Genomic DNA, 25,008 nt, shown 5'->3' on the forward strand with positions numbered 1-25,008 from the left:
TTTCCTCCGGAAAATTATTCTGATTAATCTTCTTTTACTTTTATCATCGAGTATGATGGGGCAAAAAATGAAAGTCAGTTTAAAAGATTCATTAGACGGAGCAGTCGATTTGAGTGATTTTCTTATTTACGCCAACGGATTTATTGTAGTTCCAACCATTATTACAGAACCAGCCGTGGGAGGATTTGGTGGTGCGGTCGCCCCTATTTTCTTAAAAAAACATGCACCGGTTATTGAAGAAGACGGAAAAAAACGTTTTATAAACCCCGATATTACAGGAGGAATCGGAATGTATACTGCAAACAAAAGCTGGCTTGCCGGCGGTTTTCGTTCTGCAACGCTTATAAAACCAAAAATATTATACCGCGTTTTTGCCGCTTATGGCGATATGAATTTATCCTTTTATGCCAATAATAGACCCAATCTTGCAGATCAGGAATTTAAGCTCAATTTTAAATCGACCATTTTTTATACCCAATGGCTCAAACAATTTAAAAATGCAAAATGGAGCGCGGGACCGCAGTATTTACTTTTAAATTCTAAAATAAATCTGCCCGACTTTAATCTCCCGCCACCATTTGTAGACCCAAAAGATATTAAAAGTACAGTCAGTCAGCTTGGGGGAGCAGTTCAGTTTGACGGACGCGACAATATATTTACCCCCGATAAAGGAATACGGATACAATCTGATTTTTTCTGGTCAGACAAAGGGTTAGGCAGCGATTATAATGCCTGGCGTATCAATTTGTCTGCGATAGGATATTATCCAATAAGTGAAAAATTAATTGGCGGGCTCAGGATAGAAGGAGAGCAGGCGTTGGGGAGTCCGCCTTTTTATCTTAAACCGGGAATTAATATGCGAGGAATTCCCGCAGCAAGATACATGGGCAACACCAGTATAGTTACCGAAGGCGAATTACGATGGGACTTGTACAAACGCTGGAGTTTAATGGGCTATGGCGGCGTAGCAAGCGCCTTTGATGATTGGGACAAAGCCTTTGCAAAACCAGTCGTGTACAGTTACGGAACCGGTTTTAGATACCTATTGGCGCGAAAATTCAAACTTAGAATGGGTATTGATGTCGCCCGGGGTAACGAAGAATGGGCCTATTACATTGTTTTTGGCAGCAACTGGATGAGATAATCCATCTAAAAAAATAACCTAAAATCCCCGACAGCATTTCTTGTAGGGGATTTTTTATTTTTAGTACTAATTAAGTATTTTATTTCAGTTATTTTCAGCTTATTGACTTAAAAACAGTTTATTCTGATTTTGCTTATTTTGTAAGTTTTTAATGCACAATAAAAATATTATATAAAGATTAACTGTTAAATAATAGTTTCTTTACCGAATATTTAATTGTTTTGTAACAAAAATAAATTTCTGGCTACTAACTAGTCAACTATTTAAATTATTGATTATGTATAAAATTACAATTAAATCAGTTTTCGCAGCATCTGCTTTTTTAGTAGGTGTAAGCAGCTGTTTTGCACAAGACGTTTTAGTTAACTCATTAAAGCTAAATGCAAGCGATAAAAGTAAAGAAGCTTTTAAATTTACCGAAGTAGTAAACTTAGGAACTACATCTGTAAAAAACCAGGGTTCATCTGGAACTTGCTGGAGCTATTCTACAAACTCATTCTTAGAGTCAGAAATGATTCGTTTAGGAAAACAGCCTGTTGAGCTTTCTCAGGTTTTTTCTGCAAGAAACGTTTATGTAGAAAAAGGAATTAACTACGTACGTATGCACGGAGCAATTACTTTGGGTGATGGTGGTGCTTTGCACGATGTTACCAACATGTACAAAAAATACGGAGCTGTACCTAGAGAAGTTTACACAGGATTAAACTACGGTACCGATAAAAATAAATTTGGTGAAATGGCAGCACTTATCGAAGGTGTATTGGCTGCTGTGGTTAAAAACCCTAACGGAGAATTAACGCCAAACTGGCAAAAAGCATACGCTGCTGTTATTGATTCTTATTTAGGAAAAGTGCCGGATAACTTTACTTACAAAGGAAAAAACTATACGCCACAATCTTTTGCTAAAGAAGTAGTAGGAATTAATCCAGATGAGTATATCGAAATGTCATCTTTTACAACCTCTCCATACTACCAAAAAACAACCATGATGGTGCCGGACAACTGGTCTCTTGATCAGGTTTACAATGTAAAAGTAAATGACATGACAGATGTTATCGACAATGCATTGAAAAAAGGATACACTGTAGCTTGGGCAACAGACGTAAGTGAGAAAAGCTTTAGCTGGAAAAATGGTGTGGCTTATGTACCAACAAAGAAATTTGATGATATGACTGCCGAAGAAAAAGCAGACATGTTTAACGGACCAAAAACAGAACCGGAAATTACTCCAGAAATGCGTCAGGCTGCATTTGATAACTACACAACAACAGACGATCACGGAATGCACATTATTGGTCTTGCAAAAGATCAAACCGGAAAAGAATATTATATCGTAAAAAATTCTTGGGGAGAATCAAACGACTACAAAGGTTTCTTGTTTGTAACCAAAAATTTCGTAAAATATAAAACTACTGCATTACTAGTAAACAAAGGCGGAATTCCTGCTGATATCGCTAAGAAATTAGGGGTATAATTTAAACTAGTTTTACAAAATAAGAAAGCGCCGCAATTTTTGGATTGCGGCGCTTTTTGCATAAAAAATTGTATAATTAAAATTTTTAAAGAAAAAAAAGGTATATTTATTTTTTATATTTTTCACAAAGAAATACTTAAAAATTTGAAAACCATTTCTTTGTATTTTTGTCTTAGCTCAGTAAATTAAAGAATAGAATCAACTTTTAACTATGGAAATCTTAAACATCATTACATCATTAGCAACTATATTTTCTTTTATACTAGCACTTTTAGTATATAATAAAGTAACTAAAATTGATAAGAGTTTGAATGTAAAAAAAATAAAAAAGGAAAAAAATAATACAGTAAAAGGAGATCATAATATTGTTTCAGGCAGAGATTCTAATATTAAATCATGAAAAATAATTCTGTAGACGGCAATCAAAATATTGTTGCTAATCGAGATAATATATTCTTGACACAGGCAGTAAGTCAAGAAATTGAACTTGGTGTAATTAATAATATATTCGATTTTGTAATTGAAGAAGCAAAAAATTTAGATTTAGAAAGTAGTAAAAAAGCTTTTACATCAGATAGGCTTGTTCATATAATGAAAAAAATTAATATTAATTTTTCTGAAAAAGAGGAAGTTGAAGAAGTAAAACGGTATTTCACTAATTTATATTCTAAAATTCACAGTGTTGAGAAATCTTTTCAGACTCTTAATGAAGATGATCAAGAATCTATTCATTTTTATGTTTCTAGTAAATATTTTGACCTTAAAAGGACTGAAATGAAACCTATAGAAATTCTAAAAAAACTAGCTGACATTTTTATCCCACCGCTAAATATTAAAAACCCTACTTATGTTAGTATTGCTCAATCTATTATACTTTTTTTCTTTGATGACTGCACTATCTTTGAAAAGACATTTGATGAAGGAAAACAACAAGATCTTTTTGCAGATTTATAATTATGTTATTACCAACTAAACATCAAGATTTAAATAGCAATATTCTAGTATTGGGTGCGGACATTTTATTTTTTTTAAAAAAAGATAGTTACACCCCAGAAGAAATTTTTCAAAGGCTCAAAAAAGAAAAAAATGTTACATTAGAGTATTTGTTCGATGCCTTAACTTTTTTATGGCTAATTGAAGCTATAACTTTTACAGATAATAAAGTCGCTAAATGTATTTAGAAAAAATTTATTCCGAACCAGACGGTCTTTTTAAAACAACAAAGTTTAGAAATGGACTTAATATTGTATATGGACAAAAGGAACAGCAAAGCCCAAAAGACTCTCTAAATAGTATTGGAAAATCCACATTTTTGGATTTAATTGATTTTTGTCTACTAGCGTCTTACCAAAAAAATCATAATCCAAGATTATTTGCTGCAAAGCACTTAATGGCAGGTTTTAATATTGTCTTGGAATTTTCTATAGGTGAAGTTAAATACATTGTCAAAAGGAATGTAGATGATCCAAATGTTGCAGAATTTGGGAGATTTGGAGAAGAATTAGGGCTATATTCGATTGACAATTTAAAGGTAATTTTTGCGGAACTGATCTTTTTCCAAAAAAAATATCCTGGAAAATTTAATCCAAAATGGTATAGGCAACTTATATCTTTTTATATAAAAATTCAAAAATTTAAGCAAGCAAAATTTTTAGATCCAATAAAATATATTCCAGAACTTTCGGAAGTTCAATTAAATATATTTCATTTCTATTTGCTAGGTTTAGACAACACGATCCCTTCTAAATTATTTAGATATAGAACTGATCAAAAGGGTTTAGAAACTTCATTGGCAGAAATTAAAAGATACGCAGAAGAGAAGTATGATTTAAAAAATCTTAAAGATACCCAAAACGAAATAAACAGATTAAAAGTTGAAATTACAAAGTTAGAAATAGCAATTAGCAAATTCGAATTAGGAGAGCAATACAGCGATGCAGAAACTGAAGCCAATAAACTCACAGAAGCAATTAAAAATAATTTATATCACAGTTTTGTAGATAGAGAAAAGATTAAATCTTATGAAGAAAGTTTTCTGTTGCCTGAAAAAGTAAATGTACGAAGAATAACTTCGATGTATAAACAAGTTTCAGAAGATCTATCTATTAAAGTTAAAAAGACAATCCAAGAGGCAATAGCATTCAGAACTGAATTATCTAATTCAAGAAGAGAATTTATTAGTAATGAAATTGATAGATTGAAAGAATTCATCAAAGATCGAGAAGAGATTCTAAAAGATTTAGAAGAAAAAAGAACAAAATTATTTTATTTTTTGTCTGCGAAAGAAGCTATTGCTGATTTAACAGAAGCGTTTTTTAATTTAAGTGACAAAAAATCTAAACTATCAGAATTAGAATCGAACACTAAAATCTTATTCGACTTGACAAGAGAGCTAAATGAGATAGAAGCAGAAATCAATAAATTAAAAAATGAGTCATTAAATTATATAGATTCAATTGCAAATATTATTGCAGATTTTTATAAAAATTTTAATGATGTATATAATTCGATTTATATCGGAAATAGCGAATTTTCTAGATTTTCAATAACGCAGAATTTAAAAAAGGATAGTTTAATAGAAATTGATATATCATTGCCAGATATGTTTGGAAAAGGAAAAAATCAAGGCAGAACTTTAATTTATGATTTATCTATTCTTATATCAAATATTATAAATACCGAAAATTTTCCAAGATTTTTAATTCATGATGGTATTTTTGACGGAGTAGACAAAGCTCATTTTGTATCTGTTTGTGAATTTATTGATGGTTTTTCGAACGTAGGAAAAAAAATACAATACATTACAACTATAAATGAAGAAGGAACTTTGACAGCAGACAAATTTGGAGACATTGATCATGTGGATCCCAAATATATTGAAGAAAACTCTATCCTAATTCTATCACCGAAAAACAAATTATTTGGTAATGATTTTGGACAATCATCTTAACTGAGAATTGTCTCTCTCTAAATATTTATTTCTTATTTCCCTCCCATCAACTTCTCCAAATACTCCACCTTATCTTTCTCCGCCTGAACCAAACGCTCATAAAGCTCTACAACTTTATCAAGAGGATTGAAAGTTGGCTGAACATTTATTCCATTAATAGTTGAGTTATCATGACTTGTAAAAGTATTATTGATAATATTCAAAACCACTTCTTCAGAGAAATTTTTAATTCCTTCAGCAGAAACACCTAAAACTTCGGCAATTGCCTGAAGTCTTTCTTCGTCTATAGTTTCACTGTTTTCAATAGCCGAAACAGCTTGCTGGCTTAATCCTAAAGCCTGCGCCAAAGCTTCTTGTTTCATGTCACGAAGTTCACGAATACGGCTTATTTTTCGCCCTATATGGCTTGGTTTTGTAAGTGTGCTCATAATTCAAAGATATTTAAAAATTCGCGAAAAAGTATTGGTGTCGTAAAATACCATTGCACATTTGTACAATACATTTTCTGCTTTTTCGAGACAAGACAAAAATACAATTTTTCGCACAGTAAATAATAAGCCTAAAAACAATTTACAGTTGCCCAAAAAGTAAATCGTACGCTTTGTCGTATTTATACGCCATTCATAGTAAAAACAGGGCTAACAGCAACAAAATCAATACCTTTATACTACACAAAAACACAAACCCACTTAATCGAATTCTAATGAAAACTTATGCAACACTTTTACTAGCGATTGTATTTGTTTTTCCTTTTACCTGTTTTTCTCAAAAACCAAAAAACGCAACTAAAAGCCCAGAAAACGGAAAAGCAATACTAACACCAAATAACAAGGACGATGACGCACCTGTTATAGCAGCTTATTATGTTGAGGAAACAATCAATATGACCTTCGGGAGAAGGATAACCAAATACGAGGTTTCGAAACTCGATATGGTTAACACATATGATCTCGGCCCGAACAACACCAGAACCGTAACTCCAATTTACCGAAAACCAAAAGCAAAACCCACAGAGGTTCCTTTAATGGCCAAAATAGTAGTAGATGTGCCCAACGAAACGGTTAAACCCGTTAAGGTAGAAGTGGCACATGTAAAAGAAGCGCCAAAATACATCGACATCGATATATCGCGCACCTACGAGAAAGTTTTAGACAAAGGGTACAAATCTCCCGACATGCTAAGAAAAGTCGCTGACAAGTCTTATTTTGACGGCGATATGGATGAAGCCGCCAAATACTACGGAGAACTCCTTAACATGACTCCAAATATGGAATCTATATATTACTACCGATACGCCGAAGCTTTGAAAGCAACTAATCAAACAGACAAAGCCAATGAAATGATGGTACTGTTTGAAAGTAAAAATACAAACAGCAAAGTAGCCGCTAAAAAATAGTAAAGCTAGATTTAAAGCAAAAAAAAAAGACTATCGTTGCGATAGTCTTTTTTTTTAAGCTCCCCCTCTTTCCCGATAGCTATCGGGAGAACCAACCCCGAAAGCTTTCGGGGCTCTGATTAACAGTCAGTATATTTTTCCAAGAGTTTCTTTGATATTTCAGGATATTTAAGCAAGTTTTCGACATACACTTTACTCTTCATATTCTTGATATGTCTTTCTATAGAAAGTGCCTGAGTTTTGCTTGTACAGCTTAAACTAAAAAACAATACCCAGTCATTTGCATTTGCTGTAAATTTATTTGGAGGTGAATTTCTATGAAATTCCAATCTTACATCAAAATTAGAAGTATAACCTATATAATATCGATTCAGCTTTTGAGAATGTAAAATATATACAATATGATTAATCATTGTCTTTCAAAAATATCCATTTACAATTTATTGATCTTATTTATAAAACTCCCCTCTTGAGCTCGAACCAACCCCGAAAGCTTTCGGGGCTCTGATTAACAGTCAGATGCTCTAACCAACTGAGCTAAGGAGGAATCACCTTAAAGGTAAATATGTTTGCTAAAAAAAGTTGCTCCCCCTCTTTCCCGATAGTTATCAGGAGAACCAACCCCGAAAGCCTTCGGGGCTCTGATTAACAGCAATTACTCCAAAAAAAAATACCACTTACAAATTGTAAAGAATATCTATTAAACTTCTTCTCTTGGGCTCAACCAACCCCGAAAGCTTTCGGGGCTCAGATTAACAGTCTTTACAGTAAAAAAACCACTTACGAATTGCAAGGAACATTTATTAAACTTTTTCTCTTGGGCTTAACCAACCCCGAAAGCCTTCGGGGCACTGATTAACAGTTATTACTCCAAAAAAAATACCACTTACAAATTGTAAGGAATATCTATTAAACTTCTTCTCTTGGGCTCAACCAACCCCGAAAGCTTTCGGGGCTCAGATTAACAGCAATTACTCCAAAAAAAAAAATACCACTTACAATTCGTAAGTGGTATTTAATAAGCTCCCCCTCTTGGGCTCGAACCAACCCCGAAAGCCTTCGGGGCTCTGATTAACAGTTATTACTCCAAAAAAAAATACCACTTACAATTCGTAAGTGGTATTTAATAAGCTCCCCCTCTTGGGCTCGAACCAACCCCGAAAGCCTTCGGGGCTCTGATTAACAGTTATTACTCCAAAAAAAAATACCACTTACAATTCGTAAGTGGTATTTAATAAGCTCCCCCTCTTTCCCGATAGCTATCGGGAGAACCAACCCCGAAAGCCTTCGGGGCTCTGATTAACAGCAATTACTCCAAAAAAAATACCACTTACAATTCGTAAGTGGTATTTAATAAGCTCCCCCTCTTGGGCTCGAACCAACCCCGAAAGCCTTCGGGGCTCTGATTAACAGTTATTACTCCAAAAAAAAATACCACTTACAATTCGTAAGTGGTATTTAATAAGCTCCCCCTCTTTCCCGATAGCTATCGGGAGAACCAACCCCGAAAGCCTTCGGGGCTCAGATTAACAGCAATTACTCCAAAAAAAAATACCACTTACAATTCGTAAGTGGTATTTAATAAGCTCCCCCTCTTGGGCTCGAACCAAGGACCCTCTGATTAACAGTCAGATGCTCTAACCAACTGAGCTAAGGAGGAATCACCTTAAAGGTAAATATGTTTGCTAAAAAAAGTTGCTCCCCCTCTTGGGCTCGAACCAAGGACCCTCTGATTAACAGTCAGATGCTCTAACCAACTGAGCTAAGGAGGAAGTTGTTGCTCTTTTTAGCGAGTGCAAATATAATCGAATTTTTAGTTTCTCAAAAATATTTTCACTCTTTTTATTAATTTTTTTTTCTACTTCATAATTGCCTTATAAATATCGTTCCCATTTGCGAACAAAAGCAGCGCTATAAGTAGTACGAAGCCAACCATTTGGGCGTTTTCAAGGAATTTATCGCTTGGTTTTTTGCCACTAATAATTTCGTATAATAAAAACATCACATGACCACCATCAAGAGCCGGAATTGGCAATAAATTCATAACTCCAAGCATAATTGACAGCAAAGCGGTAATTGACCAGAAGACTTCCCAACTCCAAGAACTCGGAAAAATATTATAAATCGCAGCAAAACCACCAACTTGTTTGTATGCTTTTGTCTCTGGATTAAAAATCATTTTCAATTGTTTTCCATAACCTACCAATTGATCTTTCCCTTTTTGAAGCCCAACCGGAATTGATTCTGCAAAACTATATTCTTTTGTACTTATTTTATAGTAACCTAGTTTTTCTAAAGATTGCATGTCTAAACCACCAGCCATAACTTCTAAAGTTCCTTTTGCAGAAACTTTTAACTCAAGTGGAGTTTCTTTTAAATCGCGTAAAACAACTGCCGGAATTGATTTTCCTTTATTAGCTGCCAGGATTGCTTTAGCTTCATCAAAATATTTAATCTTTTGTCCGTTAAGAGAAAGAACTAAATCTTTTGCTTTTAAATTTTGATTTGGAGACTCATCAGTAATTTTTCCAATTGCAAAAGGTCTGCGAATATCAATAAGAATCCCTTTATCTGTTTTAGAAAGCTGATCTACAAAATCAGTTGGCATTTTGATTGTTTGCTGTTGTCCGTTTCTTTCAATCAAAACTTCTTTTGCCATGATGACATTCATATTCATCTCTTTGTCAAAACTTTCAACAGGTTTACCGTCTATAGAAATAATTTTATCACCGGTTTTAAAACCCGCTTTAATCATAACAGGATTATCTATCGCAACTCCGTCTTTTAAATCGGCGTTTGCAATATAAGTATCACCGTAAGCAAAAGCCATTCCTATATATATAATAAAAGCCAGTATAAAGTTTACAGTAACACCACCAAGCATAATAATCAAACGTTGCCAAGCTGGCTTAGAACGAAATTCCCATGGTTGTGGTGGCAAAGCCATTTGTTCCTTGTCCATACTTTCGTCGATCATTCCGGAAATTTTCACATAACCTCCCAGCGGCAACCATCCGATTCCGTATTCTGTTTCGCCAATTTTCTTTTTTAACAGAGAATATTTAACATCAAAAAACAAGTAAAATTTTTCGACTCTGGTTTTAAACAATTTTGCAGGGATAAAATGCCCTAATTCGTGAAGAATAATAAGTAAAGATAAACTCAATAGAAATTGAGAGAGTTTGATAACTATATCCATTTTAAAATTTTAGTTCGTATTTAACGCACAAAAGTAACGTTTTCTATTTTAATTTAAGCCCGCAATATAATACTTAAGGTTTTAAATGTTTGTTAATTAATAAAGATTTAGATTTCTCCTTTTATAAGGATGCCGTAACTTTACTTTTTATAAGGTTACCTATTCAATTGGTAGCACAAATCCCTTAAAAGTTACAATTATGGCCTCACAATTATTTTCTCCCATAACTTTAAAAAACGTCACTTTAAAAAATAGAATCGTTATTTCGCCCATGTGTCAATACTCTGCAATCGACGGATTTGCAAACGACTGGCATTTGGTTCATTTGGGAAGCCGCGCAAGCGGAGGCGCCGGACTAATTATTCAGGAAGCAACAGCGGTTTCTCCCGAAGCCCGAATTTCTCCTGCCGATTTAGGAATCTGGAAAGACGAACATATCGAAAAACTGAAACAAATCAATGCTTTTATCATTTCACAAAATGCGATTCCCGGAATTCAATTAGCACATGCGGGACGAAAAGCAAGTGTTTCGGCCCCGTGGCTTGGTAATAAAAAGTTGGATTTCGTTCAAGGCGGATGGCAAACAGTTGCCCCAAGTGCCATCGCATATCACGATAACGAACCTTTTCTTCCCGAAGCTTTGGACAAAAACGGAATTCAAAAAGTAATTTCCGATTTTAAATCTGCTACAAAAAGAGTGGTTGAAGCCGGATATCAGGTGCTGGAAATTCATGGTGCACACGGTTACCTTTTACATCAGTTTTTATCGCCTCTTACCAATATCAGAACCGATGAATATGGAGGAAGTTTTGAAAACAGAATCCGTTTTACACTTGAAGTTTTAGAAGCCGTACAATCAGAATGGCCTTCAAACCTGCCACTAATAGTCAGGATTTCAGCAACAGACTGGGCAGAAGGTGGCTGGAATTCAGAAGAATCTGTAGCACTTTCGAAAATATTAAAAGAAAAAGGAGTAGATTTAATTGATGTCTCTTCTGGAGGATTGGTTTCTCATCAAAAAATTACGCTTGGACCGGGTTATCAGGTTCCGTTTGCAGAAAAAGTAAAAAAAGAAGCAGACATCTTAACCGGAGCTGTTGGTTTAATTACTAATGCAAAACAAGCCGAAGGAATTCTAACGAAAGGTCAGGCCGATTTAATATTATTCGCAAGGGAATCATTAAGAAACCCGAACTTACCTTTGGATTTTGCCAACGAATTAAAAGACGATATTCAATGGCCAAAACAATACGAAAGAGCTAAACTTTAATATTTCATTAGCCACGAATTGCACAAATAAGCACAAATCAGTGCACATAAAAAATTTAAATTCGTGAAAATTCGTGCAATTCGTGGCAACAAAAAAACAAAACAATGCAAAAAATAAGAACAGCATTATTATCATATGGAATGTCGGGAAAAGTTTTTCACGCGCCTTTCTTAGACATTCATCCCGGATTTGAACTATTAGGATCTTGGGAAAGAAGTAAAAAACTCATTCAGGAAGATTATCCTGAAGTAAAAAGCTACCCTTCTATAGATGCTTTATTAGAAGACGATATTGAACTTGTTATTGTAAATACACCCGTAGGCACACATTACGAATATGCCAAAAAAGTACTTTTGGCCGGAAAACATGCAGTTGTAGAAAAAGCATTTACAACAACCGTAGCAGAAGCAGAAGAATTAACTCAAATCGCAAAAGAGAAAGGACTAAAACTAGCCGTTTTTCAGAACAGAAGATGGGACAGTGATTTTAAAACAGTTCAGAAAATAATTAACGACGGCGTTTTGGGCGAATTAGTAGAAGCCGAATTTCACTTTGACCGCTACAATCCCTTATTAAGCGCAAAAGCACACAAGGAAACCGCAAATGACGGAGCCGGAATCCTGAAAGATTTAGGTCCGCATTTAATAGATCAGGCCGTTTGTTTATTTGGCTCTCCAAAGTCGGTTTTTGCTGATATCAGAATCACACGAGAAAATTCTTTGGTAGATGACTGGATTGATTTACTATTGATTTATGAAGTTTTCAGAGTTAGATTGAAAGCCGGATTCTTTGTACGAGAAGCCAATCCTGCTTATACCATTCACGGTAAAAAAGGTTCTTTCTTAAAACCACGCGGCGATGTTCAGGAAGATGAATTAAAAATTGGAGAAAAACCTAATTTAGAAAACTGGGGAACAGAATCTGAAGATTTACAAGGTCTTTTACATACTGAAATTGACGGAACACCTGTTCGCAAAAAAGTTCCGACACTACAAGGAAATTATTTTTCGTTTTTTGATGGCTTTTACAATTCTATTACCAACAACACAACAGAACCAGTTACCGGACAAGACGGTGTTAAAGTAATGCAGATTATCGAAGCCGCAATTGCAAGTAACAACGAACAAAGAGTTGTTGACTTGTAATTTGTTAATTAGATAATTTGATAATTTGATAATTTGATAATTTTACAACAAAATAACTTAGTATATCAACATCTTAGAAATTAAAAAAGATAAAAAGGACTTCGACTTCGCTCAGTCTGACAGCAGGACAACAATTTTAATCGTAAAAAACTCGTGTACGTTTGTCTCCCTGAGCGGAGTCGAAGGGCGATCCAATTGAAACAAAGGCTTCGACTTCGCTCAGCCAGACAGAAGAAAACCTTAGTACTTCAGCACCTTAGAAACAAAAAAAGCCCCAATCTTGCGATTGGGGCTTTTTGTATAGAGTGAAAAAAATTATTTTTTCTTTCCTTTTGCAGGAGCTTTTGCAGCTTTTGCAGCTTCTTGAGCAGCTTTCATAGCAGCACGAGAAATTCTTACCTGAGCAACAACAGTGTTCTCTGGGTGCATAATTTTGTATTCTGGTTTTCCAACTTTAGTAACATATAATTTGTTACCCATTTCAAGTGGAGTGATGTCAGCTTCAACAAAATCAGGAAGATTTGCTGGTAAAGCTTTAACTTTTAATTTACGAGTGTTAAGACGTAAAACACCACCTGCAAGAACACCTTTAGATGTACCAACGATTTTCACAGGAACTTCCATAGTGATTTCTTTATCATCAAATAATTGGAAGAAATCAATGTGTAAAATTTTGTCAGATACCGGGTGAACCTGGATATCTTGTAAAATTGCGTTGAATGATTTTCCTTTTCCAAGCTCAATCACAACTGTGTGTGCGTTTGGAGTGTAAACCAAGTTTTTGAACGCTGCAGCGTCTGCTGAGAAGTGTACTGCCTGATTTCCTCCGTATAACACGCAAGGAACCGCTCCAGCATTACGTAAGGCTTTAGTTGACACTTTGCCCACGCTTTCTCTTTCTGATCCTTTAATTGTAATCGATTTCATTGTAAAAAAATATAATTATTAATAAATATTATTCTTTGTTGTAAGCTTTAAGCAATACGCTTTAGGCTTTTTTTAATGATTTTTTTGCAAAATGCTTAAAGCTTACCGCCTAAAGCCTATTGCCAAAAATTACATTATGAATTTTCCACTAATGGAATTGTTGTGGTGCACCATGTGCATAACTTCTGCAAAAAGAGGTGCACAACTCACGACTTTTATTTTGTTTGACTGTTTCTTTAACGGAATAGAATCGGTAACGATTAACTCTGTTAATTTTGAATTTTCAATTTTCTCATACGCACTACCAGATAATATGGCGTGTGTGCAAATTGCTCTTACGCTTAGTGCTCCTTTTTCGATCATTAGATCTGCAGCTTTCGCCAAAGTTCCTCCTGTATCGATCATGTCGTCCACTAATATTACGTTACGTCCTTTTACTTCACCAATTAGCTCCATAGTGTCGATAACGTTGGCTGCTTTTCTTTGTTTGTAACAGATTACTACATCTGATTCTAAAAACTTAGAGTAAGCATATGCTCTTTTTGAACCTCCCATATCCGGAGATGCAATTGTCAGATTTTCTAACTTTAAACTTTCCACGTATGGTAAAAAGATGGTAGATGCAAATAAATGATCTACTGGTTTTTCGAAAAACCCCTGGATTTGATCTGCGTGTAAATCCATTGTCATTACTCTTGTCGCTCCGGCAGCATCTAATAAATTAGCTACTAATTTTGCTCCAATCGGTACTCTTGGTTTGTCTTTTCTATCTTGTCTTGCCCAACCAAAATAAGGCATTACAGCTGTAATATGTCTTGCCGATGCACGTTTTGCTGCATCAATCATTAATAACAATTCCATCAAATTATCTGCAGTTGGAAATGTTGAGCACACGATAAAAACGCGTAATCCTCTTATTGATTCTTCGTATGATGGCTGAAATTCTCCATCGCTATACGTTGACATCGTTACTTTTCCTAACGGAATTCCGTATTGTTCTGCAATTTTTTCTGCAAGATAAACACTTTGTGAACAAGCAAAAATTTTAGCTTCTGGTTCTAGGTGCGACATTATAATTGTTGTTTTTGCTCCGTTGCACTTAGTACAATTTTACTTTATCCTTTTAGATAAAGCGAAACGCGTATAAATGCCTCGGGTGTAGTTAGTTGTGTGTGCGTCGTTTTAACGAGGTGCAAATTTATAAAATTTATTGAACACTGAAAGGAAATATTTAAGTATTTTTATTAGAATGTTTAAATTTATTTTTTACATTTGCACCGTGTTAAAGGAATGACAGTATTTATGACTTCATTCTATTGCGTTAAAATGATCGTTTAGATTGTTTTTTCGTCTGCTAAGCCCGGATGGCGGAATTGGTAGACGCGCTGGTCTCAAACACCTGTGGGAAACCGTGCCGGTTCGACTCCGGCTCCGGGTACGTAAAACCTCTTCTTAACGGAAGAGGTTTTTTTATACCCAAAAGTCTATAACTTTTAGAATAAAAAACATACGACCGTTCTGTAAAATTACAACAAAACAACCCAAAACTTATACCTACTGTATGAAAACCAGATTATTACTCCTTTTTTTATTAGTATCATCAATTTCAATTGCCCAGAAAATCAGATGGGATAATTTAAACGTTAGAAGAGAAATACAACCTTCATTATTTTTAAAGGAAGATCCATTGGATGTTGGCTTTTTTTACACTTCAACAGATCACGAATTTTATGCTGATCCAACTATGCATTATAATGTATCAGATGCTGGTTTTTTGTATAATACCTATATTAGCAATAATCTCGGATTTCCTAAACTGGTTGCATTATTAGAATATAAATATCAACCGGCAACTTTACATTTAATTAAAAAAGATTTAAAATATCAGGTGGCTGTAGTTTCCCATATATATGCGAATCTGATTTTAATTGATCCCGAAAAAGGTGTTTTTGATGTTCAGGAAATCAAATTAGGCGATATTGACCTGGTTAATCCTGTTGGAAACATAAAAGGATTTAACTCTAATCTGGGTTATCTTGATTACCCAAATAACCTAAAAACCACATTATTAAGATCTGATTTATCAGAGTTTGAGGCCAATCAATATAGAGATCCGAAAAACACTACTCTACCAAGAAGTACAGATGTTAAAGAAGTAGACCAAATACAATTGGCAAAATTATGTTTTAAAGTGGGGAGTCTTCTTCATGGTAAATTTCACGTTCATGGAAAATATTCCTCGCTTTCATTTAATTATTTAAAAGACGATAAAAATTTTAATAGTGACAATTTCAATAAAGCCTCTCAATTAATCAATGCGGGAATTGATCCAATTGATGAATCGAAAGTCAGACAAGCTATCGAAATTTGGAAAACGGAAGCACAGTCCATCACTAATCTAGAAGACAAAAAGAATAAGAAATACTACATCGCTATTCAGGAAAACATTTTACAAAGTTATAATGTTTTAAGAGATTTCACTGAAACTGATGAACTTGCAAACAATCTTAAAACCATAGATACAAAGAATGAAATTGCCGATGCATTAATTTCTAATAAAAAGAAAAATGCAGTTCCCGCAGAAAAAAAGGAAATTGTTTACTCTCCGGTTCCACAACGTTTTGCGCAATGGGATATTACTCGTTTTTTAAAGAAAAAAAGCAACCAGATTAACCCTTTAATTCATTTGCCACCCGGAAAATTCGACATCAAGTTAAATGATATGAATCTTTATAAAAATGCAACTATATTATTTAAGGAAACCAAAGCTGATTCTGAAAATTACAACAAATTAATTAACATATTCCTTCAGATTACCACATACGAACGTAATTCCTCAAACTCTGCACTCCCAAAAGAAGCAAACGAAAGTGTTATTAACTTTAATTTATTTTGCGAAAAAATACAGGATGAGAAAAAGAAATTTGATGCAACATTCGATTTTAAGAATGACGCTAATTCCTATCAATTCAAATTAAAAAAACACCTCTTAACTCTTCATAAAATAGAAGAATTTACCGTTTTTAATGATGCTTTATCTATCGCTATAGATAAAACAATACTACATACAAAACCAAACAATATTGCTCTGGCACATGATTTTGCAGATTTTAATACAGCAGTTACTCTTAAAGGAGTAACAAATTCAAATAAATATGACAATACTATTGATGAAACATTAGCGCGTATCAACACTTATTTAAACGAAAAATATCCTGATCAAAATCTGGAAGCTTTTTTTGAATTTAAAAATATGTGCAGATTGATTAAAGAAAATAAAAAATTTACACCTCTTGAGATGAGTTATTTCTCTAACACTTTACGCTATATTTATACATATTGTTAAGTCGGGAAAATCACAAAAAAAACCTTTTCAGAATGAGAAGGTTTTTTTTGTGATTTTTTTGAACCATTTAAGTTATATAAGTTCATTTAATTCTATGGCCTTACCGATACAATGTTATATTTACTTATATAGTGAAGACCTCACAACTCGCATTATGCAAAACAGGAAAATTGCAGGAATTAGCAATAAAACACAATTGATTTGCTTTAAAATGTAACTCTAAAGCCAACTCTACTTTATCTGGGTTTACAATTGTAACTTTTGGATTTAAACACACTTCTATAATACGTCCGCTTCCATCTTCATTTACTTCAAGAGTTGCTTCTGCATTGTCTGAATAATTAATGACTTCTATTCCGTTTTGGGAGCAGACATATAAATACGACATCATGTGGCAGGAAACTAAACTGCTTAACAACAAATCTTCGGGATTGTATAATTCCGGGTCACCTTTGAAGCCTTTTGCTGCCGAAATGTCTAAAACTGGTTTTCCTTCAATTTTAATTTGATGGGTTTTGCTGTAGAATCTTTTGGAAGAATCTGCTGCATTTTGTTTGGAAGTCCAGTTTAATTGTGCTTTGAATAGATGTTTGAATCCCATAACTTATTTGATTATTGTACTGATTCTATTTTCTCAATAAACCATTTTGCGCCTATCTTTTTTAAAGAATACTTATAGCTTCCAGATATAGGTAAAACAAATTTAATCTCTGAATTAAACTCATCCTTTTGATTTACAACATATTTACTTTTATCGATATTTGAAAGATCTTCCTCAAACGCTTCTTGTGTGAGAAAAAAATGATCATAATCAAAACCATAAGGTGGCCCATCATTTTCTGGATTTTCCTTATAATATTTGTCTGCTTCTAAAAACAATGTTTCTTCGTTTTTAAGAAGATTATCCGTCAAAAAATCACTTTTTTTCAATTCCAAAATATATTTTTCAGCTTCGTTAAAATCTACATAATAATTCTCAGCCTCTTCGTTTTCTTTTGTATCTATTTGTCCTCCTCCAACAACTTCATATTTACCCAATACATCTCTATTTTTAATATACCATTTCATGAAGTTTTTGACTAATTCAATTTGCTCCTGACTATTATCAGATATATCTGAATTTTTGCCTGAATCTACTTTAACAATAGAACTTTTCTCTTGCTTACTTTTATCTTTATTTTCACAGCTTTGAAGAAATAAAAGAGATAATAAAATATAAATAATTTTCCTTTTCATATTACAATTTTTCAGTTATCTAAAATGAAATTAAGTTCGCTAAGTTAAGGTTTTATAAATCTAGGGGAATTAATTTCATTTTAAAACAAAAAAACCTCAAAAGCCACAACTTTCGAGGTTTTTAGAAAATTACTAAATTAATAAACAGATGCTAAAACTATTTCTGCACAGAGAATTTAAACGTAGTTTTAGTTTTATAATTTTCTCCCGGGTTTAAAACCGTTGTTGGGAAATTTTTCTGGTTCGGAGAATCCGGATAATGTTCTGTTTCCAGGCATAATCCTGTTCTGTGTGCAAAAGTTCCGCCGTTTGGCATTGGCAATGTTCCGTCAAGGAAGTTTCCAGAGTAGAACTGAATTCCAGGTTCGTCTGTTGTCATTTCCATTACTCTTCCGCTTGCGGCGTGGTATACTTTTGCAATGATTGTTTTTCCTTTTTCAGGATTGTTCAATACCCAGCAATGGTCGTAACCCTTTCCTCTTTCTAATTGCTCGTTTTTAACAGCAATATCTTTTCCAATTAATTTTGGCGTTCTAAAATCGAAAGGAGTTCCCGCAACATCATCTAATTTTCCTGTCGGAATTAAAGTCGCATCAACCGGAACTAATTTATCTGCATTTAAAGTCAATTCGTGATCTAAGATTGTTTTTGTAAAATCTCCGGATAAATTGAAATAAGAATGTTGCGTCAAGTTAACAACCGTTTTTTTATCTGTTGATGCTTCGTAAAGTACTTCTAACTGATTGTTGTTTGTCAATGTATAAGTCACAATTACTTTTAAGTTTCCCGGATAACCTTCTTCCATATCTTTACTCAAATAAGATAATTTTAAAGAAGCTGTTTCACCAGATTTAACCTCATCGGCTTTCCAAACTACATTAAAAAATCCTTGCGGACCTCCGTGCAAAGCATTTGGAGCATTGTTAATTGCTAACTGATATTCTTTTCCGTCAAGCGAAAATTTACCTTTAGCAATTCGATTTCCGTATCTTCCGATCAAAGCTCCGAAGAAGGGATTTTCTTTTTCGTATTGTGCCAAATTACTAAATCCGATTACTACATTTTCTGAAACACCTTCTTTATTCGGCACTTTTAAATCTGTGATTCTTCCACCAAAAGTGATAATATCAACTTCCATCCCTTTTTGGTTTTTCAGTTTATAACTCTCGACTTTTTCTCCTTTAGCGGTTGTTCCGTATTCTGATTTTTCGATCGTAACCTTCGCTTTTTGATCCGAAGAAACTGCAGTGGTATCCATTTTTTTATCGTTTTTGCATTGAACAGAAATCGCAGCCAAACTCAAAAGACTCAGGCCGAAAACACAACGTTTTAATACATTCATAATTGATAATTTATTTTTTGTGAAATGTGAAATGTTAGATGTAAAAGCTAAAAATAAGAAAAACTTAGAACCTTAGCAACTTAGAATCTTAGCATCTCAGACTAAAGTCCGTGTTGAAACAAATGGAAATAAGCTTCGTTGGCATTGATTTTATCTTTGAAATCTCTTACTGTAGTTTTTTCATCAATAACCAACAATTCGATTCCTGCGATGTCTGCGAAATCTTCCATGTATTCTGTTGTGATTGATTGGCTGTAAACCGTGTGGTGTGCTCCACCAGCTAAAATCCAGGCTGTTGCTGCCACTTCCAAATTTGGTTTACAATCCCATAAAACTCTTGCAACTGGAAGTTTTGGTAATTCTGCCATTGGTTTCACCGCTTCAACTTCGTTCACGATCAAACGGAAACGAGTTCCCATATCCACCAAAGAAACATTAATTGCATCACCTGCAGGAGAATTGAATACCAAACGAGCCGGATCTTCTTTTCCTCCAATTCCTAATGGATGCACTTCACAAGAAGGTTTTCCGTCAGCGATTGATGGACAGATTTCTAACATGTGAGAACCTAAAACATATGATTTTTGTGGTGTGAAATGGTACGTGTAATCTTCCATGAAAGAAGTTCCGCCTTCCAAACCAATACACATTACTTTTAAAGCTCTTACCATTGCAGCGGTTTTCCAGTCTCCTTCTCCACCAAAACCATAACCATCGGCCATTAATCTTTGTGTTGCGATTCCTGGTAATTGTTTCCAAACGCCAAGGTTTTCAAATGTATCTGTAAAAGCACCAAATCCTCCTTCTTCAAGGAAAGCTCTTAATCCTAATTCGATTTTTGCTGCTTCAACTAATGAACTTCTTTGCGCTCCGCCTTCTTTTAAAGAATCAGTTAAGTTATAAGAAGACTCATAAACTGCTAATAAATCAGCTAATTGTTTGTCTGTTACTTTCTCGATATGTTTGGTAACGTCTGAAGAATCGTATCCGTTTACCGACATTCCGAAACGAATTTGAGCCTCAACTTTATCGCCTTCTGTAACGGCAACTTCACGCATATTGTCGCCAATACGAGCAACTTTTAAGTTTTGAAGTTCATCCCATCCAAGAACTACTCTTGACCAGATTCCCAATTGTTTTTGAACTCTTTGATCTTCCCAGTGTCCAACTACAACTTTACGTTTTTTACGCAAACGAGACATGATAAAACCAAATTCACGATCTCCGTGCGCCGATTGATTCAGGTTCATGAAATCCATATCGATACTTCCCCACGGAATTTCAGCATTGTATTGTGTATGTAAATGACATAATGGTTTTTTAAGAATGCTTAATCCGCCAATCCACATTTTTGCTGGAGAGAAAGTATGCATCCATGCAATAATTCCGATACAGTTTTTAGCTGAATTCGCAGCCAAACAAACATCTAAAATTTGCGAAGGAGATTTTACTACATCTTTATAAACCACTTTTACCGGAATTGAAGAGGAAGCGTCTAATCCTTTTGCAATTATCTGAGAATGTTCTGCTACTTTTCTAAGTGTTTCTTCACCATATAATTCCTGGCTTCCTACTACAAACCATACTTCTTTTTGAGAAATGTCTATCATTGTTTTTGTTTATTTTGTTTCAAGTTTCAGGTTTCACGTTATTGGAATCTATAAACTTGAATTGTTATGTTATTATTTTTGTTTTCTTTGTTTCACGTTCCAACAACTTGAAACTTGAAACAAAGAAAACCTGAAACAAAACTATTGTCCGTAGTACGAATCTTTTCCGTGTTTACGGTTGTAATGTTTTTTTATTAAAGAATCTTTTAATCTTGGTGCGTTTGGGTTTATTTGTAAAGTCAGGTATGCCATTTCTGCTACCACTTCTAAAACTTTACTGTTATAAACCGCTTTTGCAGCATTTTTTCCCCACGCAAACGGACCATGATTTCCAATTAAAATCATTTCTACTTCTTCATAAGAAAGATTTTTTTCTTTGAAGCAATCCAAAATCTGAATTCCGGTATTGTGTTCGTAGTTTCCTTCAATTAAAGAATCTGCCATTGGAGGCGCGCACGGAATATCTGCTGTTAAGTGATCGGCATGCGTTGTTCCGAAAATCGGAATATCTTGCTGCGCTTGTGCCCAAGCCACAGAATAGGTTGCATGTGTATGCGCCACTCCACCAATATTTGGCCAGTTTTTATATAAATAAGCATGCGTTTTTGTGTCAGAAGACGGACGCATTGTTCCTTCGATAACATTGTTGTCAAAATCGACAATTACGATATCTTCAGGTTTTAAATCTTCGTAAGGAACACCACTTGGTTTAATCGCAAACACACCATTTTTTCTGTCCACAGCGCTTACATTCCCGAATGTATACACAACCAGATTCAATGCATTTAACTGCATATTGGCTTCGTAACATTCCTGTTTTAAATCTTTATAAAGAGAACTCATTTTGCGAAATTTTAATGGTTGGATCTGCAAAAGCGCTTAGTTGCTCATAAGCAATAAGGAGTTTATTATAAGCGGCAACTTTATCTAATTGAGGAAAATATTCTCCGTCAAAATCACTTCCGATTTTTTGGCTTGCTTCGATTACGTTTGGATAAATTCCGGCTGCAACTGCTGCATAAATTGCTGCGCCTAAAGCAGGAGTTTGGTCTGAAGCTGCCACTTTAATTGGCTTGTTTAAAACGTTAGCCAAAGTCTGCATGATGAAAGGCGATTTACGAGCAACACCACCGATTCCGATTACGCTGTCGATTTTCACTCCTTCTTCTTCAAAACGATCTACTATTTTCTTCGCTCCAAAACAGATTGCGTTTACTAAAGCTTTAAAAATATGAGGTGCTTTTGTACCTAAAGAAAGATTTGAAATCGCGCTTTTTACTTCCTGATTGGCATCTGGAGTTCTTCTACCATTAATCCAATCCAAAGCAATTGGAAGACTTTCGGAAACTGGAATTTTGGCTGCTTCTTTCGTTAATTCAACAATTAATTTATCGCTGAACTCTTCTCTTAATTGTTCTTTTTGAGTTTCATTTAAAAGAGATGAAGTTCCTAATAAATGTTCTGTCGGCCACATTAGTAATTCTTTGTACCAAGCCAATAAATCTCCAAATGCAGATTGTCCTGCTTCCAGACCAATAAAACCTGGAATTACAGATCCGTCAACTTGACCGCAGATACCGCGAACGGTTTTTGTTCCCACTTCATCATAAGAACCAACCAAAATATCGCAGGTTGAAGTTCCCATAACGCGAACTAAAGTATTCTCTTCGATCTTAGCTCCAACTGCTCCTGAATGCGCGTCGAAAGTTCCAACCGCAATTACTGTTTCTGTTGAAAGCCCTAAACGATCTGCCCATTCTTGGCTTAAATTTCCGGCAACTAAATCTGATGTATAGGTCTCATCGTATAAATTACCACGTAAAGTCGCTAAATACGGATGCAATTTTTCTAAAAATTCAACTGGCGGAAGTCCGTTCCAGTCTGCATGCCACATTGCTTTGTGACCTGCTGCGCAACGGCTTCTTTTGAACGTTTTTAAATCTTTATCTTCGATCAATAAATATGTCATTAAATCGCAGTGTTCCATCCAGGTGTATGTTGCATTTCTAACCGCTTCGTCTTGTCTTGCAATGTGAAGGATTTTGGCCCAAAACCATTCCGAAGAATAAATTCCTCCAACGTATTTTGTCACGTCTTCTCCGCCCCAGCTTACTGCCAGTTCATTGATTTCGTTTGCTTCATTTATAGAGGTGTGATCTTTCCATAAAACCATCATCGCATTTGGATTTTCTTCAAAACCTTTTGTCAATGCTAATGGCGTTCCGTCTTTTGTAACGGGAACCGGAGAAGATCCTGTTGTATCGATACAGATTCCGCGAACCAATGACGGATCAACTTTGCTTTCTTTAACAACGGTTTGAATTGTAATTTCTAAACCTTCTATATGATCTAAAGGATGCTGACGAAACTGATTTATCGATGCATCGCAATATTGCTTGTTTTTCCATCTTTTATAATGAGAAACATTGGATGCCAACTCTTGCCCATTTTCAGTGTCTATTAGCACCGCTCGAACAGAATCTGTTCCATAGTCCAATCCTATTACGTAATTTTTCATCAGAAATTTATTTTATAATAATGACAAAGATAAATATAAATATTTTATAAGTGTATAAAAAACACTTAATAAAAATACACTCCTGAATTTTTACAAATAATGCATCAAAACAGCAGTTTAATATCAAAACAAAAAATAAATGTCAATGTTACATTTATTGTGTTGCGATTATTTCAACTTAATTTTTAACACGGTTACAGAATAAGCCGGAAAATCATATTGAACCTAACTTCCACTCACTTTAAAATCGCTTTCTCTTGGGCTAATTTTAGTTGGTATTGCAAATGATTTTTCGCTATTACTATTTGGAATTTTTAGTTAAATTCAAATATTGGCGTACCATTTTTATCAAATTTTAATTTCATCATTCTCGCATGACGATTAGGATCATATAACGGATCTTCAATAATTTCTTTCAACGGTCTTTTATCTGTCGCAGGCACAACTTTTGGATCACCAACCGCTTTTTCGTAATCTCTTGCATGATAAATTACTAACGGTTCTCCGTTTTCATCTACTGTAAATGAGTTATGGCCCGGCCCGTAAATATGTTTTGCTTCGTTGGTTTTTAATACTGGATATCTGGATTTTTTCCAGGAATTTCTATCTAGTAAATCAGCATTTTCATCTGCTTCCATCATTCCCATACTATAACAAGAACCAGTCGCACTTGCCGAAAAAGTAATGTAAATTTTTCCTTTATTTTTAAGAACCGCTGGACCTTCATTTACCCAAAAACCGATGCGTTCCCAATCATAATCGGGAGTTGTTAGCATGAATTGAACTGTTTTTAGTTTTACGGGCGATTCCATTTCGGCTAAATACAAATTAGAAGCCGCGAATTGTCCGCCTGTTTTTTCTGCCCAACAGAAATAGCGTTTATTTTTATGCTCAAATACAGTTCCGTCCAGAGAAAAATCGGTAAAACTTTTTGGATCTGCGTCAGCCGCCTGCATTTGTCCAAGTTCAATCCACTTGTCATGTAAAGGATCCTGACCTGTGCACTGCAAAACATAAGGTCTTAATTTCCAGATATCGTCTTCCTGGCTTGCTGCAAAATACACGTACCATTTTCCATCTAAATAATGAATTTCAGGAGCCCAGACATGACGGCTCATTGGTCCGCTTTTATGTTTTTCCCATACTCTAAAGGTTTCTGCATTTTGAAGTTCATCAATAGATTTTGCACGTCTTAACTCTATAGCGTCGTAGGTTGGTACCGATCCTGTAAAATAATAATACCCATCTGTATGCTTGTAGATAAAAGGATCTGCTCTTTGCAACACAATAGGTTTGTTTGTTAAGGTTGTTTTTGTAGTAGTCACTTCTTTTTTAGACAGTTCTTTTTCTGCCTTTTTATCTGTACAAGATGAAACACTTATAAAAACAACGGCTGAAAGTGCCCAATTTTTTAATACGTTTATTTGCATGTTATTTTTGTTTATTTACAT

Annotated in this window: 21 protein-coding genes and 4 tRNA genes; 10 read left to right on the forward strand and 15 right to left on the reverse strand. The window is 34.6% G+C overall.

Features of this window, described 5'->3' with window-relative positions; genetic code table 11:
* The first annotated feature begins 67 nt into the window (after window positions 1–67).
* The 5 genes from KHA98_RS13910 to KHA98_RS13930 all read left to right on the forward strand — a co-directional run bounded on the left by KHA98_RS13910 (window position 68) and on the right by KHA98_RS13930 (window position 5,568).
* Window positions 68–1,144, forward strand: coding sequence for a BamA/TamA family outer membrane protein (locus tag KHA98_RS13910; protein ID WP_246522343.1), 1,077 nt, complete (start codon window positions 68–70; stop codon window positions 1,142–1,144).
* A 277-nt stretch (window positions 1,145–1,421) separates the two neighbouring features.
* Entirely contained in the window at window positions 1,422–2,618 is a 1,197-nt protein-coding gene (locus KHA98_RS13915; protein ID WP_213258537.1) for a C1 family peptidase, read from the forward strand.
* Window positions 2,619–3,014: 396 nt separating this feature from the next.
* The gene (locus KHA98_RS13920; protein WP_213258538.1) at window positions 3,015–3,572 is read left to right on the forward strand and encodes a hypothetical protein; all 558 of its coding nucleotides are present in this window, start codon (window positions 3,015–3,017) and stop codon (window positions 3,570–3,572) included.
* 2 nt (window positions 3,573–3,574) lie between these two features.
* A complete protein-coding gene (locus tag KHA98_RS13925) occupies window positions 3,575–3,799 on the forward strand; it encodes an ABC-three component system middle component 6 (RefSeq protein WP_213258539.1) in 225 nt (74 codons plus the stop codon).
* Entirely contained in the window at window positions 3,790–5,568 is a 1,779-nt protein-coding gene (locus tag KHA98_RS13930; protein ID WP_213258540.1) for a DUF2326 domain-containing protein, read from the forward strand. The genes KHA98_RS13925 and KHA98_RS13930 overlap by 10 nt, the downstream gene beginning before the upstream one ends.
* 32 nt (window positions 5,569–5,600) lie before the next feature.
* On the opposite strand, the gene KHA98_RS13935 is transcribed toward KHA98_RS13930, so the two are convergent.
* Window positions 5,601–5,996, reverse strand: coding sequence for a helix-turn-helix domain-containing protein (locus tag KHA98_RS13935; protein WP_213258541.1), 396 nt, complete (start codon window positions 5,994–5,996; stop codon window positions 5,601–5,603).
* Window positions 5,997–6,271: 275 nt separating this feature from the next.
* Between KHA98_RS13935 and KHA98_RS13940 the strand changes: the two genes are divergently transcribed.
* A complete protein-coding gene (locus KHA98_RS13940; protein WP_213258542.1) occupies window positions 6,272–6,964 on the forward strand; it encodes a tetratricopeptide repeat protein in 693 nt (230 codons plus the stop codon).
* 119 nt (window positions 6,965–7,083) lie between these two features.
* Here KHA98_RS13940 and KHA98_RS13945 read toward each other — a convergent pair whose 3' ends face one another.
* From KHA98_RS13945 to rseP, 5 genes are all read right to left on the reverse strand, one after another.
* Window positions 7,084–7,377, reverse strand: coding sequence for a GIY-YIG nuclease family protein (locus KHA98_RS13945; protein WP_213258543.1), 294 nt, complete (start codon window positions 7,375–7,377; stop codon window positions 7,084–7,086).
* Between the two features lie 48 nt (window positions 7,378–7,425).
* Window positions 7,426–7,511 (reverse strand) — tRNA-Asn (locus KHA98_RS13950).
* Between the two features lie 1,039 nt (window positions 7,512–8,550).
* Window positions 8,551–8,624, reverse strand: a tRNA-Asn gene (locus tag KHA98_RS13955).
* 38 nt (window positions 8,625–8,662) lie between these two features.
* A tRNA-Asn gene (locus tag KHA98_RS13960) sits at window positions 8,663–8,736 on the reverse strand.
* Window positions 8,737–8,822: 86 nt separating this feature from the next.
* On the reverse strand, window positions 8,823–10,163 hold the full coding sequence (rseP, locus tag KHA98_RS13965; RefSeq protein ID WP_213258544.1) for an RIP metalloprotease RseP: 1,341 nt from the start codon (window positions 10,161–10,163) through the stop codon (window positions 8,823–8,825).
* Window positions 10,164–10,362: 199 nt separating this feature from the next.
* Between rseP and KHA98_RS13970 the strand changes: the two genes are divergently transcribed.
* Window positions 10,363–11,433 carry an NADH:flavin oxidoreductase/NADH oxidase gene (locus KHA98_RS13970; protein ID WP_213258545.1) on the forward strand — a complete coding sequence of 357 codons (1,071 nt, stop codon included), beginning with the start codon at window positions 10,363–10,365 and terminating at the stop codon, window positions 11,431–11,433.
* Window positions 11,434–11,537: 104 nt separating this feature from the next.
* Window positions 11,538–12,578, forward strand: a complete 1,041-nt coding sequence (locus tag KHA98_RS13975) for a Gfo/Idh/MocA family oxidoreductase (RefSeq protein WP_213258546.1) — start codon at window positions 11,538–11,540, stop codon at window positions 12,576–12,578.
* A gap of 315 nt (window positions 12,579–12,893) precedes the next feature.
* On the opposite strand, the gene KHA98_RS13980 is transcribed toward KHA98_RS13975, so the two are convergent.
* Window positions 12,894–13,505 carry a 50S ribosomal protein L25/general stress protein Ctc gene (locus KHA98_RS13980; RefSeq protein WP_213258547.1) on the reverse strand — a complete coding sequence of 204 codons (612 nt, stop codon included), beginning with the start codon at window positions 13,503–13,505 and terminating at the stop codon, window positions 12,894–12,896.
* Between the two features lie 129 nt (window positions 13,506–13,634).
* The gene (locus tag KHA98_RS13985) at window positions 13,635–14,576 is read right to left on the reverse strand and encodes a ribose-phosphate pyrophosphokinase (RefSeq protein WP_213258548.1); all 942 of its coding nucleotides are present in this window, start codon (window positions 14,574–14,576) and stop codon (window positions 13,635–13,637) included.
* A 287-nt stretch (window positions 14,577–14,863) separates the two neighbouring features.
* Between KHA98_RS13985 and KHA98_RS13990 the strand changes: the two genes are divergently transcribed.
* Window positions 14,864–14,943 (forward strand) — tRNA-Leu (locus KHA98_RS13990).
* Window positions 14,944–15,066: 123 nt separating this feature from the next.
* Window positions 15,067–16,851: a hypothetical protein gene (locus KHA98_RS13995; RefSeq protein ID WP_213258549.1), complete on the forward strand. Its 1,785-nt coding sequence runs from the start codon at window positions 15,067–15,069 to the stop codon at window positions 16,849–16,851.
* 124 nt (window positions 16,852–16,975) lie between these two features.
* Here the strand turns inward: KHA98_RS13995 and KHA98_RS14000 are convergent, their stop codons facing one another.
* The 7 genes from KHA98_RS14000 to KHA98_RS14030 form a co-directional block, all read right to left on the reverse strand.
* Complete coding sequence (locus KHA98_RS14000) at window positions 16,976–17,452, reverse strand: OsmC family protein (RefSeq protein WP_213258550.1); 477 nt, start codon at window positions 17,450–17,452, stop codon at window positions 16,976–16,978.
* Window positions 17,453–17,463: 11 nt separating this feature from the next.
* A complete protein-coding gene (locus KHA98_RS14005) occupies window positions 17,464–18,087 on the reverse strand; it encodes a hypothetical protein (RefSeq protein WP_213258551.1) in 624 nt (207 codons plus the stop codon).
* A gap of 157 nt (window positions 18,088–18,244) precedes the next feature.
* Window positions 18,245–19,429: an aldose epimerase family protein gene (locus KHA98_RS14010; RefSeq protein ID WP_213258552.1), complete on the reverse strand. Its 1,185-nt coding sequence runs from the start codon at window positions 19,427–19,429 to the stop codon at window positions 18,245–18,247.
* Between the two features lie 101 nt (window positions 19,430–19,530).
* Window positions 19,531–21,039 carry an L-arabinose isomerase gene (gene araA, locus KHA98_RS14015; protein WP_213258553.1) on the reverse strand — a complete coding sequence of 503 codons (1,509 nt, stop codon included), beginning with the start codon at window positions 21,037–21,039 and terminating at the stop codon, window positions 19,531–19,533.
* Between the two features lie 141 nt (window positions 21,040–21,180).
* Window positions 21,181–21,882: an L-ribulose-5-phosphate 4-epimerase gene (locus tag KHA98_RS14020; RefSeq protein WP_213258554.1), complete on the reverse strand. Its 702-nt coding sequence runs from the start codon at window positions 21,880–21,882 to the stop codon at window positions 21,181–21,183.
* Window positions 21,866–23,557, reverse strand: a complete 1,692-nt coding sequence (locus KHA98_RS14025) for a ribulokinase (RefSeq protein ID WP_213258555.1) — start codon at window positions 23,555–23,557, stop codon at window positions 21,866–21,868. The genes KHA98_RS14020 and KHA98_RS14025 overlap by 17 nt, the downstream gene beginning before the upstream one ends.
* Before the next feature lie 314 nt (window positions 23,558–23,871).
* A complete protein-coding gene (locus tag KHA98_RS14030; RefSeq protein ID WP_213258556.1) occupies window positions 23,872–24,987 on the reverse strand; it encodes a glycoside hydrolase family 43 protein in 1,116 nt (371 codons plus the stop codon).
* Between the last annotated feature and the right edge of the window lie 21 nt (window positions 24,988–25,008).

Source organism: Flavobacterium branchiicola, from assembly GCF_018383905.1.
GTDB classification, from domain to species: Bacteria; Bacteroidota; Bacteroidia; order Flavobacteriales; family Flavobacteriaceae; genus Flavobacterium; species Flavobacterium branchiicola.